Origin of the sequence: Citrobacter sp. SX206, assembly GCF_024181025.1 — a bacterium.
Lineage (GTDB): Bacteria > Pseudomonadota > Gammaproteobacteria > Enterobacterales > Enterobacteriaceae > Citrobacter > Citrobacter youngae.
The window spans coordinates 3,785,411-3,800,294 of the sequence record NZ_CP049738.1 but is presented as its reverse complement, the minus strand read 5'-3'; the positions used below and the strand labels follow the sequence as shown (position 1 = coordinate 3,800,294).

At 53.7% G+C, this 14,884-nt stretch carries 9 protein-coding genes; 6 read left to right on the top strand and 3 right to left on the bottom strand.

The genetic code is table 11. From position 1 onward, the window contains the following. The first annotated feature begins 279 nt into the window (after positions 1-279). From aceE to lpdA, 3 genes are all read left to right on the top strand, one after another. The gene (gene aceE / locus G8S19_RS18435; protein ID WP_253685659.1) at positions 280-2,943 is read left to right on the top strand and encodes a pyruvate dehydrogenase (acetyl-transferring), homodimeric type; all 2,664 of its coding nucleotides are present in this window, start codon (positions 280-282) and stop codon (positions 2,941-2,943) included. A 14-nt stretch (positions 2,944-2,957) separates the two neighbouring features. Next, positions 2,958-4,847: a pyruvate dehydrogenase complex dihydrolipoyllysine-residue acetyltransferase gene (aceF, locus tag G8S19_RS18430; protein WP_124021863.1), complete on the top strand. Its 1,890-nt coding sequence runs from the start codon at positions 2,958-2,960 to the stop codon at positions 4,845-4,847. Between the two features lie 175 nt (positions 4,848-5,022). Further along, the gene (lpdA, locus tag G8S19_RS18425; RefSeq protein WP_124021864.1) at positions 5,023-6,447 is read left to right on the top strand and encodes a dihydrolipoyl dehydrogenase; all 1,425 of its coding nucleotides are present in this window, start codon (positions 5,023-5,025) and stop codon (positions 6,445-6,447) included. Between the two features lie 110 nt (positions 6,448-6,557). On the opposite strand, the gene G8S19_RS18420 is transcribed toward lpdA, so the two are convergent. After that, a complete protein-coding gene (locus G8S19_RS18420) occupies positions 6,558-7,352 on the bottom strand; it encodes a DUF2950 family protein (protein ID WP_101741397.1) in 795 nt (264 codons plus the stop codon). Positions 7,353-7,361: 9 nt separating this feature from the next. Continuing rightward, complete coding sequence (locus tag G8S19_RS18415) at positions 7,362-8,999, bottom strand: DUF3300 domain-containing protein (RefSeq protein ID WP_124021865.1); 1,638 nt, start codon at positions 8,997-8,999, stop codon at positions 7,362-7,364. A gap of 404 nt (positions 9,000-9,403) precedes the next feature. Here G8S19_RS18415 and acnB point away from each other — a divergent pair, with 404 nt between their 5' ends. After that, positions 9,404-12,001 (top strand): bifunctional aconitate hydratase 2/2-methylisocitrate dehydratase, encoded by a 2,598-nt coding sequence (acnB, locus tag G8S19_RS18410; RefSeq protein WP_061067258.1) that lies wholly within the window; start codon positions 9,404-9,406, stop codon positions 11,999-12,001. A 174-nt stretch (positions 12,002-12,175) separates the two neighbouring features. Beyond that, positions 12,176-12,538, top strand: coding sequence for a protein YacL (yacL, locus tag G8S19_RS18405; RefSeq protein WP_048212673.1), 363 nt, complete (start codon positions 12,176-12,178; stop codon positions 12,536-12,538). A gap of 106 nt (positions 12,539-12,644) precedes the next feature. Here yacL and G8S19_RS18400 read toward each other — a convergent pair whose 3' ends face one another. After that, a complete protein-coding gene (locus G8S19_RS18400; RefSeq protein ID WP_003018667.1) occupies positions 12,645-12,992 on the bottom strand; it encodes a YacC family pilotin-like protein in 348 nt (115 codons plus the stop codon). Between the two features lie 153 nt (positions 12,993-13,145). Here G8S19_RS18400 and cueO point away from each other — a divergent pair, with 153 nt between their 5' ends. Continuing rightward, positions 13,146-14,765, top strand: a complete 1,620-nt coding sequence (gene cueO, locus G8S19_RS18395; protein ID WP_199982411.1) for a multicopper oxidase CueO — start codon at positions 13,146-13,148, stop codon at positions 14,763-14,765. The last annotated feature ends 119 nt before the right edge of the window (positions 14,766-14,884 follow it).

Here is a 14,884-nt window from a genome sequence, read left to right as displayed (position 1 = left end):
GTTGTTCCGCGCTGTCCGTGCCCAAACTGGCTGCAACAATTACGCCTGATGGGTCAGGCAATAAACGCAGAACCTGTCTTATTGCGCTTTTGGTTGTTCAAAATAATTCGGGTTGTATCGCGGCGGCAAGCGCGCGAGTCGCCAGGAGCATAGTGAACTATGTGACTGGTGCGAGGAAGCGCAGCCAACAAAGAGACAACCTGAAGTATGAAGAACAAAGAACGCAATGGGACAGGTTCCAGATAACTCAACGTATTTAGATAGATAAGGAATACCCCCATGTCAGAACGTTTCCCAAATGACGTGGATCCGATCGAAACTCGCGACTGGCTACAGGCGATCGAATCGGTCATCCGTGAAGAAGGTGTTGAGCGTGCTCAGTATCTGATCGACCAACTGCTTTCAGAAGCCCGCAAAGGCGGCGTGAAAGTAGCGGCAGGTGCAGGGGCCAGCAATTATGTAAACACTATTGCCGTTGAAGATGAACCGGAATACCCGGGCAATCTGGAGCTGGAACGTCGTATTCGTTCTGCTATCCGTTGGAACGCCATCATGACCGTACTGCGCGCGTCTAAAAAGGACCTCGAGCTGGGTGGCCACATGGCATCCTTCCAGTCCTCCGCAACGGTATATGATGTTTGCTTCAACCACTTCTTCCGTGCACGCAACGAGCAAGATGGCGGCGATCTGGTGTACTTCCAGGGCCACATCTCTCCGGGCATCTACGCACGCGCATTCCTGGAAGGTCGTCTGACTGAAGAGCAGATGAACAACTTCCGTCAGGAAGTACATGGCAAAGGCCTGTCTTCCTACCCGCACCCGAAACTGATGCCTGAATTCTGGCAGTTCCCGACCGTATCTATGGGTCTGGGCCCAATCGGTGCTATCTACCAGGCTAAATTCCTGAAATATCTGGAACACCGTGGTCTGAAAGATACCTCTAAACAAACCGTTTACGCCTTCCTGGGCGACGGCGAGATGGATGAGCCAGAATCAAAAGGTGCGATCACCATCGCGACCCGTGAAAAACTGGACAACCTGGTCTTTGTTATCAACTGTAACCTGCAGCGTCTTGACGGCCCGGTAACCGGTAACGGCAAGATTGTTAACGAACTGGAAGGCATCTTCGCGGGCGCTGGCTGGAACGTTATCAAAGTCATGTGGGGCGGTCGTTGGGATGAGCTGCTGCGTAAAGACACCAGCGGTAAACTGATCCAGCTGATGAACGAAACCGTTGATGGCGACTACCAGACCTTCAAATCCAAAGACGGCGCATACGTACGTGAGCACTTCTTCGGTAAATACCCGGAAACCGCAGCGCTGGTTGCTGACTGGACTGACGAGCAGATTTGGGCTCTGAACCGCGGTGGTCACGATCCGAAGAAAGTTTACGCTGCACTGAAAAAAGCGCAGGAAACCAAAGGCAAAGCAACTGTAATCCTCGCCCATACCATTAAAGGTTACGGCATGGGTGACACCGCTGAAGGTAAAAACATCGCTCACCAGGTTAAGAAAATGAACATGGACGGCGTGCGTTACATCCGCGACCGTTTCAACGTTCCTGTGACCGATGAGCAGGTTGAAAACCTGTCTTACATCACCTTCCCGGAAGGTTCTGAAGAGCACACCTATCTGCACGCTCAGCGTCAGAAACTGCACGGCTACCTGCCAGCTCGTCAGCCGAACTTCACCGAGAAGCTGGAACTGCCGGCTCTGGAAGACTTCGGTGCGCTGCTGGAAGAGCAGAACAAAGAAATCTCCACCACTATCGCTTTCGTTCGTGCCCTGAACGTGATGCTGAAGAACAAGTCGATCAAAGATCGTCTGGTGCCGATCATCGCTGACGAAGCGCGTACTTTCGGTATGGAAGGCCTGTTCCGTCAGATCGGTATCTACAGCCCGAACGGTCAGCAGTACACCCCGCAGGACCGTGAGCAGGTTGCTTACTATAAAGAAGACGAGAAAGGTCAGATCCTGCAGGAAGGTATCAACGAACTGGGTGCTGGCGCATCCTGGCTGGCTGCTGCGACCTCTTACAGCACCAACGATCTGCCGATGATTCCGTTCTACATCTACTACTCCATGTTCGGGTTCCAGCGTATCGGCGACCTGTGCTGGCAGGCAGGCGACCAACAGGCTCGTGGCTTCCTGATCGGTGGTACTTCCGGTCGTACGACGCTGAACGGTGAAGGTCTGCAGCACGAAGATGGTCACAGCCATATTCAGTCTCTGACTATCCCGAACTGTATCTCTTACGATCCGTCTTACGCGTACGAAGTTGCGGTCATCATGCACGATGGTCTGGAGCGTATGTACGGTGAGAAACAAGAGAACGTTTACTACTACATCACCACGCTGAACGAAAACTACCACATGCCGGCAATGCCAGCAGGTGCCGAGGAAGGTATCCGTAAAGGTATCTACAAACTCGAAACCCTCGAAGGTAAGAAAGGTAAAGTTCAGCTGCTGGGCTCCGGTTCTATCCTGCGTCACGTCCGTGAAGCAGCGCAGATCCTGGCAAACGACTACGGTGTAGGTTCTGACGTGTATAGCGTCACTTCCTTCACTGAACTGGCGCGTGATGGCCAGGATTGTGAGCGCTGGAACATGCTGCACCCGATGGAAACTCCGCGCGTTCCGTACATCGCTCAGGTGATGAACGACGCTCCGGCAGTAGCATCTACTGACTATATGAAACTGTTTGCCGAACAGGTTCGTACTTATGTACCGGCTGATGATTATCGCGTACTGGGTACTGACGGTTTCGGTCGCTCTGACAGCCGTGAAAACCTGCGTCACCACTTCGAAGTTGATGCTTCCTACGTGGTTGTAGCGGCCCTGGGCGAACTGGCTAAACGTGGCGAAATCGATAAGAAAGTGGTTGCTGACGCAATCACCAAATTCAACATCGATGCAGATAAAGTTAACCCGCGTCTGGCGTAAGAGGTAAAAGAATAATGGCTATCGAAATCAATGTACCGGACATCGGGGCTGATGAAGTTGAAATCACCGAGATCCTGGTCAAAGTAGGCGACAAAGTTGAAGCTGAACAGTCGCTGATCACCGTAGAAGGCGACAAAGCCTCTATGGAAGTTCCGTCTCCTCAGGCTGGTATCGTTAAAGAGATCAAAGTCTCTGTTGGCGACAAAACTGAGACCGGCAAACTGATCATGATTTTCGATTCCGCCGACGGTGCAGCAGCAGCTGCACCTGCTCCGGCAGAAGAGAAGAAAGAAGCGGCTCCGGCAGCAGCACCTGCTGCTGCGGCAGCGAAAGACGTACACGTACCGGACATCGGCGGCGACGAAGTTGAAGTTACCGAGATCATGGTTAAAGTGGGCGACACCGTTGCGGCTGAACAGTCTCTGATCACCGTAGAAGGCGACAAGGCTTCCATGGAAGTTCCAGCGCCGTTCGCGGGCGTGGTGAAAGAGATCAAAATCAACACCGGCGACAAAGTGTCTACCGGCTCCCTGATTATGGTCTTCGAAGTGGCGGGCGCAGCGCCTGCTGCTGCACCGGCTCAGGCGGCTGCTCCAGCAGCAGCGGCGGCTCCGGCTGCTTCTGGTTCGAAAGAAGTTAACGTACCGGACATCGGCGGTGACGAAGTGGAAGTCACTGAAGTGATGGTTAAAGTGGGCGATAAAATTGCCGCTGAGCAGTCACTGATCACCGTTGAAGGCGATAAAGCGTCAATGGAAGTTCCGGCACCGTTCGCGGGTACTGTAAAAGAAATCAAAATCAGCACCGGCGACAAAGTTAAAACCGGTTCTCTGATTATGGTCTTCGAAGTAGAAGGCGCAGCACCGGCTGCCGCCCCTGCGCAAGCTGCAGCTCCGGCTCCGGCCGCTGCACCTGCACAAGCCGCAGCGCCTGCTCCGGCAGCGAAAGCAGAAGGCAAATCTGAATTTGCTGAGAACGACGCTTACGTCCACGCTACGCCGCTGATTCGTCGCCTGGCGCGCGAATTCGGTGTGAACCTGGCGAAAGTGAAAGGGTCTGGCCGTAAAGGTCGTATCCTGCGTGAAGACGTTCAGGCTTACGTGAAAGATGCTATCAAGCGTGCTGAAGCGGCTCCGGCTGCAGCAGCAGGCGGCGGTATCCCGGGCATGCTGCCATGGCCGAAAGTGGACTTCAGCAAGTTCGGTGAAATCGAAGAAGTGGAACTGGGCCGTATCCAGAAAATCTCGGGTGCTAACCTGAGTCGTAACTGGGTGATGATCCCGCACGTTACTCACTTCGATAAGACCGATATCACCGATCTGGAAGCGTTCCGTAAACAGCAGAACGCCGAAGCTGAAAAACGTAAACTGGACGTGAAATTCACCCCAGTAGTCTTCATCATGAAAGCCGTTGCCGCAGCTCTGGAACAGATGCCGCGCTTCAACAGCTCCCTGTCTGAAGACGGTCAGCGCCTGACCCTGAAGAAATACATCAACATCGGTGTGGCGGTAGATACGCCGAATGGTCTGGTTGTTCCGGTCTTCAAAGACGTGAACAAGAAGAGTATTACCGAGCTGTCTCGTGAACTGACCGTGATCTCCAAGAAAGCGCGTGATGGCAAGCTGACTGCTGGCGAAATGCAGGGCGGTTGCTTCACCATCTCCAGCATCGGTGGCCTGGGTACTACCCACTTCGCGCCGATTGTGAACGCGCCGGAAGTGGCTATCCTCGGTGTCTCCAAGTCCTCTATGGAGCCAGTGTGGAACGGTAAAGAGTTTATGCCGCGTCTGATGATGCCGATTTCGCTCTCCTTCGACCACCGTGTAATTGACGGTGCTGATGGTGCGCGCTTTATCACCATCATCAACAACATGCTGTCTGACATTCGCCGCCTGGTGATGTAAGCGAAAAAGCCGGCCCGACGGCCGGCTTTTTTCTGGTAATCTCATGAAGTCAGTGAGGTTATTGTGCGAAAGACAAATCGGTTGCCGTTTGTTGTTTCAAAATTGTTAACAATTTTGTAAAATACGGGCGGATAGAACGACCCGGTGGACGACGGGTATAAATTAAGAGGTCATGATGAGCACTGAAATCAAAACTCAGGTCGTGGTACTTGGGGCAGGCCCTGCAGGTTACTCTGCTGCCTTCCGTTGCGCAGATTTAGGTCTGGAGACCGTCATCGTAGAACGTTACAGCACCCTTGGTGGTGTTTGTCTGAACGTCGGCTGTATCCCTTCTAAAGCGCTGCTGCACGTAGCAAAAGTTATCGAAGAAGCCAAAGCGCTGGCTGAACACGGTATCGTTTTTGGCGAGCCGAAAACTGATATCGACAAGATTCGTACCTGGAAAGAAAAAGTTATCACTCAACTGACCGGCGGTCTGGCGGGTATGGCCAAAGGCCGTAAAGTGAAAGTGGTTAACGGTCTGGGTAAATTTACCGGGGCGAACACCCTGGAAGTTGAAGGCGAAAACGGCAAAACCGTGATCAACTTCGACAACGCAATCATCGCGGCGGGTTCCCGTCCGATCGAACTGCCGTTTATTCCGCATGAAGATCCGCGCGTGTGGGATTCCACCGATGCACTGGAACTGAAAACTGTTCCTAAGCGCCTGCTGGTTATGGGCGGCGGTATCATCGGTCTGGAAATGGGTACCGTGTACCATGCGCTGGGTTCAGAGATCGACGTGGTTGAAATGTTCGACCAGGTTATCCCGGCTGCCGATAAAGACGTGGTTAAAGTCTTCACCAAGCGCATCAGCAAGAAATTCAACCTGATGCTGGAAACCAAAGTGACCGCCGTTGAAGCGAAAGAAGACGGTATCTACGTTTCCATGGAAGGCAAAAAAGCGCCTGCTGAAGCTCAGCGTTACGATGCTGTGCTGGTGGCTATCGGTCGTGTACCGAACGGTAAAAACCTCGATGCGGGCAAAGCTGGCGTGGAAGTTGATGACCGTGGCTTCATCCGCGTTGACAAACAGCTGCGCACCAATGTGCCGCACATCTTTGCTATCGGCGATATCGTCGGTCAGCCGATGCTGGCGCACAAAGGTGTTCACGAAGGTCACGTTGCCGCTGAAGTTATCGCCGGTAAGAAACACTACTTCGATCCGAAAGTTATTCCATCCATCGCGTACACTGAACCAGAAGTTGCATGGGTTGGCCTGACTGAGAAAGAAGCGAAAGAAAAAGGCATCAGCTACGAAACCGCCACCTTCCCGTGGGCTGCTTCTGGCCGTGCTATCGCTTCCGACTGCGCGGATGGTATGACCAAACTGATTTTCGACAAAGAATCTCACCGTGTTATCGGTGGTGCGATTGTCGGTACCAACGGCGGCGAGCTGCTGGGCGAAATCGGTCTGGCGATCGAAATGGGTTGTGACGCTGAAGACATCGCGCTGACCATCCACGCGCACCCGACTCTGCACGAGTCCGTTGGTCTGGCAGCTGAAGTGTTCGAAGGTAGCATCACCGACCTGCCGAACCTGAAAGCGAAGAAAAAGTAATCTTCCCGCTTTTGTGAAAACGCCTCTTCGGAGGCGTTTTTTTTGCCTTAAGATTCACCGCAATTTTCCCGGCAGTCTCTTAATGACGAGACAACCAATGCGTTGGCTGTTCAGGGCGCTACGGGATGCCAGGTTTTTTCAGGGCTGTACTCAGTCATCGCCTGTGCTTTCTGTTGTGATGCTTCGCCAAGGTTGGCCTGATAAACATTGTCATCGCCGCTAATCATAAAGCTCATCACTCCGGTGTGACCGTAGCTAATCGGCCATGCAATCATGGCGAAACCACTGGCTTTGTCCGGCAGTATGCGGAAACGATAACCGTGATAACCCGTGCCGGGTTCTTGTGGGCTGAAGGCGGGTCCCAGAGGGCTTGGCGCTTCGCCTGGTGTGACGGGCCAGTAAAGCCCATCTTTTTTACCTTCGCTACTGACAATTTTTTGCGCATACGATTTGTTCAGCGCGTAATAGCTTTGCTGCGCGTCAACGTAGGCGTGCAGCGCTTCGATGGCTGAAAGCTCGTTGCGACCGATCGTTCTAGTGAGGATCTCCTCCTGGGCTTCGGTCATATCGAACGCCCAGCCTTTGCTGGTTTTCACCATCGGTATGGGTAACTGCCAGTCATCTTGCCCTACGTTGAGATGCGCCATATTGCCCTGCAGCACAATGTGATGGCTCACCTTCCAGTCGCGATTAAAGCGTGCCACTGCTTCCGGATCGGCCCCTTCTGGTGGCAAAAAATGTCGCCAGTTTTCACCCAGTAGCGCCGTGAGCTGCTTTTCATTTTGCTGCGTCACCGCAGCGGCAAATGCACTGGCCGCGTCTTCGGGGGAGGTGAACGCCTGTTGCGCATAGCTCACCAGCGGCAAGGAGAGCAACAGGGCGCTTAACATAATTTTTTTCATCATCGGCTCCGGTTAATGACGGCGAAATTCGTGGTGCTCAGAAAAATTTTCACGTGCCGCAGCGCGCTGCCCGCTGTTGAGGTTGCCCGCGCGACGGCTTTCCTGCCCACGCAGTTGCTGGGACTGCCACGACGGTGAGCGACTGTCATTCCCGCTGAAGACGTTTGAATGCGTATTCTGACGGGAGGCCAGACGTTGTTGCGAGTTGGATGATTCAACGCGTTGGCGAGCGGTTTCCCTTTGCTGCTGTGAAACTGGATGCTGCTGAGCTTTTGACTTCAGTTCAGAGCGGTGCTGCTGTTGCGTAGTGGATTTATTCAGCGTCTTCTGTGCTGCTTCACGACGGCTGTTGTTTTGTGTTTCGTCATAGCCACGATAGTTATTGCGCTGGGCAATTTGATTTAGCTGTGAAGAGGCTGCTTTGCGTTGAGCATCCCGCGATGTCTGACCCGACAAGTTTGCCGGGGAGGTCTGGCTACGCTGTTGGAACTGCGTCATTGCGGCCTGACGCTGGCTGTCTCGTGTGGCAGTGGTGGTCGGTGTATGTTGAGTGGCGCTTAATCCCCCGCTAACGTTGGTCTGATGAAAACGTTGTGCGACCGCGTCGTTCTGGTAAGGCACGCCGTTACGGTACGCAGGGTTATGCTGCCAGGCAATGTTTTGCCCTTTAAGGTTTTGTCCGGATATATGGTTGAAATTGTTAACATCAATATTGATGTTATCTCCGTTGTGCTGGTAGCCATTACCGCCGTGAGGGCCGTCATGGTCATGATAGTCATCATCATGGTGATGGTCGTCGTCATCCCAGTCGATGTTACTGAACAGTGCATACGTCGTCGCAACGCCCAGGCTATAGCCGAAACCTTTGACGAAGCTATCGGCAAACTGCTCGCCCGGAGGGGGCGGCAGATAGACAGGGGGGTAGGCGGTATTAGGCCAACTGCCGTAAACAACGGTTGGATTGTAGTTCGGCACATATACCACCTGTGGATCGGTCGGCTCAATTTTGATAACCGTCGAGGTGGGCGCGCTGCTGGTCACTTTCGTCGTTGATGATGACGGCGTCTGAATCACGGTTGTTTTCTGGGTGTTCGTGACCGTTTGCTGCGGAGTGGATTTTAGCGAGCCTGTTTGCTGAGCCAGCAAACGCAGGCGCTGTACGGCATCCATCACGTCCTGTGGTTGTGCCAGAAACGCATTCCCCAGGTTTTGTACCCAGTCAGGGTTTTCGCCCATCAAGGCCATCAATTGCGGAAATGCCACCAGCGACTTCACGCTGGGGTCCCATGACTGGCCGGACACTGCCTGAATGGCGGCGTCACCTTGCAGTGTCGGATTATCACGAGACCACTGAACCGCCTGCACCACGTTCGATGGATATGTTGAGGCCATCAGCACCTGAGACAGCAACGGGTCAGGGTAGAGCGCAACAGGGGCAACCCACTGATCGAGTTGAGCTGTGGTATACGTTGTTGGCGCAACCGGGGCTACTGCGGGAGCCGCCGCAACGGGCGGTTGAGGCGCTGCTGCCGGGGCAGGCTGAGAGGGGGCTTCTGGTGTGCGGCTGTTTACATACAGTACGCCCGCACCGACAAATAACCCTGCACTGCACGCCAGAGCAATGATATGGGGCTTAAAGGGCAACGTCATTTTATCTCTCCCGACTCATTAAGAATCGTCATAGTCATTATGCCTGCCGCCAGTGGGTGCAGTGTTCCGTGAGTATAAAGAGACAATAGTTTAATTTTTGACGAATCTTGGGATCGTTAACGCAAGTTTATTACCAGGGAGCTAAATAATGTGACTAAACATTGCGGGCGAAATTATCATTCCCCTTCTGCCATGACGAAGAGCGTTAGACCATCCTTAACGATTCAGCCAATTTTTTATGTTGCTTTTTTGTAAACAGATTAACACCCAACGAAAATCCTGTTATTGTGCCTTTTGCGGTACCGGGCATTTACCCTACTAACTGCTGTCTCACAGGAGCGTGAAGAGAATCGCCCATATACAAAAGCGCCGCATTATGACAATGAGAGCGAGGAGATATCGTCGTGCTAGAAGAATACCGTAAGCACGTAGCTGAGCGTGCTGCCCAGGGGATTGTGCCGAAACCCTTAGACGCAACCCAAATGGCTGCACTTGTCGAGCTGCTGAAGACCCCGCCTGTGGGCGAAGAAGAATTCCTGTTAGACCTGTTGATTAACCGCGTTCCCCCTGGTGTAGATGAAGCCGCTTACGTTAAAGCCGGTTTTCTCGCCGCTGTCGCTAAAGGTGACACTACCTCTCCGCTGATCACGCCAGAAAAAGCCATCGAACTGCTGGGCACCATGCAGGGCGGTTATAACATTCATCCGCTGATTGATGCGCTGGACGATGCCAAACTGGCGCCGATTGCCGCCAAAGCGCTCTCTTCAACGCTGCTGATGTTCGATAACTTCTACGATGTGGAAGAAAAAGCCAAAGCGGGCAACGAATATGCGAAGCAGGTCATGCAGTCCTGGGCTGATGCCGAATGGTTCCTCAACCGTCCGGCTCTGGCTGAAAAAATCACCGTTACCGTCTTTAAAGTGACCGGTGAAACCAACACCGATGACCTCTCTCCGGCACCGGACGCATGGTCCCGCCCGGATATCCCGCTGCACGCGCTGGCGATGCTGAAAAACGCCCGCGAAGGTATCGAACCGGATCAGCCGGGCGTGGTAGGCCCAATCAAACAGATCGAAGAACTGCAGAAAAAAGGTTACCCGCTGGCCTATGTGGGTGACGTTGTCGGTACTGGTTCTTCGCGTAAATCTGCGACCAACTCCGTGCTGTGGTTTATGGGTGATGATATTCCTCATGTACCGAACAAGCGCGGTGGTGGCTTGTGTCTGGGTGGCAAAATTGCACCTATTTTCTTCAACACTATGGAAGATGCGGGCGCGCTGCCAATTGAAGTGGACGTAAGCAACCTGAACATGGGCGACGTGATTGACGTTTACCCGTTCAAGGGCGAAGTGCGTAACCACGAAACCAACGAACTGCTGGCTACCTTCGAACTGAAAACCGATGTGCTGGTTGACGAAGTACGTGCCGGTGGCCGTATTCCGCTGATTATCGGTCGTGGCCTGACCACCAAAGCGCGTGAAGCGCTGGGGCTGCCGCACAGCGATGTATTCCGTCAGGCGAAAGATGTAGCGGAAAGCAGCCGCGGCTTCTCTCTGGCACAGAAAATGGTTGGCCGCGCATGTGGCGTAACCGGCGTCCGTCCGGGGGCCTACTGCGAACCGAAGATGACTTCCGTCGGCTCTCAGGATACCACTGGCCCAATGACCCGCGATGAACTGAAAGACCTGGCGTGCCTGGGCTTCTCTTCTGACCTGGTGATGCAGTCGTTCTGTCATACCGCTGCGTATCCGAAACCTGTTGACGTGACCACCCACCATACTCTGCCTGACTTCATCATGAACCGTGGCGGCGTGTCGCTGCGTCCGGGCGATGGCGTAATCCACTCCTGGCTGAACCGTATGCTGCTGCCGGATACCGTAGGTACCGGTGGTGACTCTCATACCCGTTTCCCGATCGGTATCTCTTTCCCGGCGGGTTCTGGTCTGGTGGCGTTTGCGGCTGCGACCGGCGTGATGCCGCTGGATATGCCGGAATCTGTTCTGGTGCGTTTCAAAGGCAAAATGCAGCCGGGTATCACCCTGCGTGACCTGGTTCACGCCATTCCGCTGTATGCGATCAAACAAGGTCTGCTGACCGTTGAGAAGAAAGGCAAGAAAAACATCTTCTCTGGCCGCATTCTGGAAATTGAAGGTCTGCCGGATCTGAAAGTTGAGCAAGCATTTGAACTGACCGATGCATCCGCTGAGCGTTCCGCTGCGGGTTGTACCATCAAGCTGAACAAAGAGCCGATCGTTGAATACCTCAGCTCTAACATCGTTCTGCTGAAATGGATGATCGCCGAAGGTTACGGCGATCGCCGTACGCTGGAACGTCGTGTGCAGGGCATGGAAAAATGGCTGGCGGATCCGCAGTTGCTGGAAGCTGATGCTGACGCAGAATACGCGGCAGTGATCGACATCGATCTGGCGGATATCAAAGAGCCGATCCTGTGCGCGCCGAACGATCCGGACGACGCGCGTCTGCTGTCTGACGTGCAGGGTGAGAAGATCGACGAAGTGTTCATCGGTTCCTGCATGACCAACATCGGTCACTTCCGTGCGGCGGGTAAGCTGCTGGATGCGCATAAGGGCCAGTTACCGACCCGTCTGTGGGTGGCTCCACCAACGCGTATGGATGCGGCACAGCTCACCGAGGAAGGCTATTACAGCGTCTTTGGTAAGAGCGGGGCGCGTATTGAGATCCCAGGCTGTTCATTGTGCATGGGTAACCAGGCGCGCGTGGCGGACAACTCAACCGTGGTGTCGACTTCTACCCGTAACTTCCCGAACCGTTTAGGGACTGGGGCGAACGTCTACCTGGCTTCTGCGGAGCTGGCAGCGGTCGCGGCACTGATTGGCAAACTGCCAACGCCGGAAGAGTATCAGACCTATGTGGCACAGGTAGATAAAACGGCTGTCGACACCTACCGTTATCTGAACTTCGACCAGCTGTCTCAGTACACTGAGAAAGCGGAAGGTGTGATTTTCCAGACGGCGGTATAATTCGCTAGCGCATTTTGCGCAAAAACGCATCAATGCCCGGAGAGGTCAGCTTCTTCGGGCATTTTTATTTCTATTCCTTATACCCGCTACGCTTTTTTTCTGCCGCGCTGCTGCGATAATTACAGCAAGGTGCAGTGCGGTATTGGCGCACTGCCGGGAGCAGAGGAACACATTATGGATTACGAATTTCTGCGCGATATTACCGGAGTGGTAAAGGTGCGTATGTCCATGGGCCACGAAGTGGTGGGGCACTGGTTTAATGAAGAAGTGAAAGATAACCTGGCCTTGCTCGATGAAGTGGAACAGGCGGCGCGTGCGGTAAAAGGCAGTGAACGTTCCTGGCAGCGAGCAGGGCATGAATACACGCTCTGGCTGGATGGCGAAGAGGTTATGGTTCGCGCCAATCAACTGGAGTTCACGGGCGATGAAATGGAAGAAGGAATGAATTACTACGACGAAGAGAGTTTATCTCTGTGCGGCGTTGAAGATTTCTTGCAGGTGGTTGCCGCGTATCGTGAATTTGTGCAACAGCGTTAATTCGCACTCGGCTCTGCCGGGGGGCGCTGCGTTTACCCGGACTGGCGCAACGATGTCATTCCCGGTTCGTAGGCCCGATAAACGTAGCGCCATCGGGCACGGTGCCTTATTTAACGTAAGCCAACAGGCTTAAGGAGTCGCGCGCCAGCGCTTTGCATTTCTTTGCCGTAGGGATGCCGATACCGCTGAGATCGCGATAGCTGTCTTCACCGAGTGCTTTCATATTGAAGGTGTCGTAGTTACTGAGGTCCCACTGGTTCTGTTGAGCAAAAAAGACCAGTGCGCGACGTATCTGCCCGTTGGGCAAATTCTGGTATCCACAGTCATTTTTCAGAAAAACAAAAACTGCCGTTAAATCGGCCATATCTTCGGCTTCGGACTCACTCAGCGCATAGCTGTTTGCGCATACGGCCATCAGGCTGCCGAACAAAACTGTTCTGAAAAACGTCTTCATTGCTTCTACCACTGCATCACGGAAATTAAACGTTAGCATACTGCGAGCGAAGCGACGACCTTTATTATCAGCCGTTCACTTGACCTTCCCGTAGGGGGAGGGCTTATGCTTAAAAGATAGCCTGCTTAAGCTGCTGAATATAAGGAAATGAATATGCAACGTCGTGACTTTTTAAAGTATTCCGTGGCGCTGGGCGTCGCGTCAGCTTTACCTTTGTGGAGCCGCACCGCTTTTGCGGCTGACCGCCCTGCGTTACCCATTCCAGACCTGTTAACTGCGGATGCTTCTAATCGCATACAGCTGATTGTGAAAGCCGGGCAGTCGACGTTTGCGGGGAAAACCGCCACCACCTGGGGATATAACGGTAACCTGCTCGGACCCGCAGTAAAACTGAATACAGGTCAGGCGGTGAGCGTGGATATCCATAATCAGCTGGCCGAAGAGACGACGTTGCACTGGCATGGGCTGGAAATCCCTGGAGAAGTCGATGGCGGGCCGCAAGGTGTTATTCCGGCGGGCGGGAAGCGTTCAGTGACCTTTACCCCTGCGCAACGGGCTGCAACCTGTTGGTTCCATCCGCATCAACACGGGAAAACCGGACGTCAGGTTGCGATGGGCCTGGCTGGGTTGGTACTGATTGAAGATGACGAGATCCGCAAACTATTGCTACCGAAGCAGTGGGGTATCGACGATGTGCCGGTGATTATTCAGGACAAACAGTTTTCCGCTGACGGACAAATTAATTATCAGCTGGATATGATGACCGCCGCCGTCGGTTGGTTTGGCGATACGCTGCTAACCAATGGGGCGATTTACCCACAACATGCCGCGCCACGCGGCTGGTTGCGCTTGCGTCTGCTGAATGGCTGTAACGCACGCTCACTGAATATCGCGGCCAGCGATAACCGTCCCCTGTACGTGATTGCCAGTGATGGTGGATTGTTAGCTGAGCCGGTAAAAGTGACCGAACTACCGATGCTGATGGGTGAGCGTTTTGAAGTATTGGTGGATGTGAGCGACGGAAAAGCTTTCGATCTGGTCACATTGCCTGTCAGTCAGATGGGGATGGCGATCGCGCCATTTGATAAGCCACATCCGGTGATGCGCGTTCAGCCGCTGCTGATTACCGCCTCCGGCACGCTGCCGGATACGCTGACAGCTATGCCGGCGCTGCCGTCGCTTGATGGGGTGACGGTACGCAAACTGCAGCTGTCTATGGATCCGATGCTCGACATGATGGGCATGCAAATGCTGATGAAGAAATACGGCGGGCAGGCCATGGCAGGGATGGATCATGGGAAGATGATGGGCCATATGAATAACGACAATATGGGCCACGGAAACATGGATCATGGCAATATGAACCACGGTGAGATGGGGAATATGCAGCATGGCGGCATGGGCAACATGAAGCAGGATGGCACATTCGATTTCCATAATGCCAACCGGATTAACGGGCTGGCGTTTGATATGAATAAACCGATGTTTGCCGCGACGAAAGGCCAGCATGAACGCTGGGTCATTTCCGGTCAGGGCGACATGATGCTGCACCCGTTCCACATTCACGGCACGCAGTTCCGCATTTTGTCTGAAAATGGCAAAGCGCCTGCTGCGCACCGTACGGGATGGAAAGACACTGTGCGGGTAGAGGGCGGCGTCAGCGAGGTACTGGTGAAGTTTGACCACGATGCGCCGAAAGAACATGCCTATATGGCGCACTGCCATCTGCTGGAGCACGAAGATACCGGCATGATGCTCGGTTTTACGGTTTAAACAACGACGTCTCTGCGCTTGCCCGGCCTGCAGGATATTTCTTGTCGGCTGGGTAAGGCACATCCCCTGCATATTCTGCCATTGAACATAAAGTAATCGCCTTTGGGGTCGATAATCAT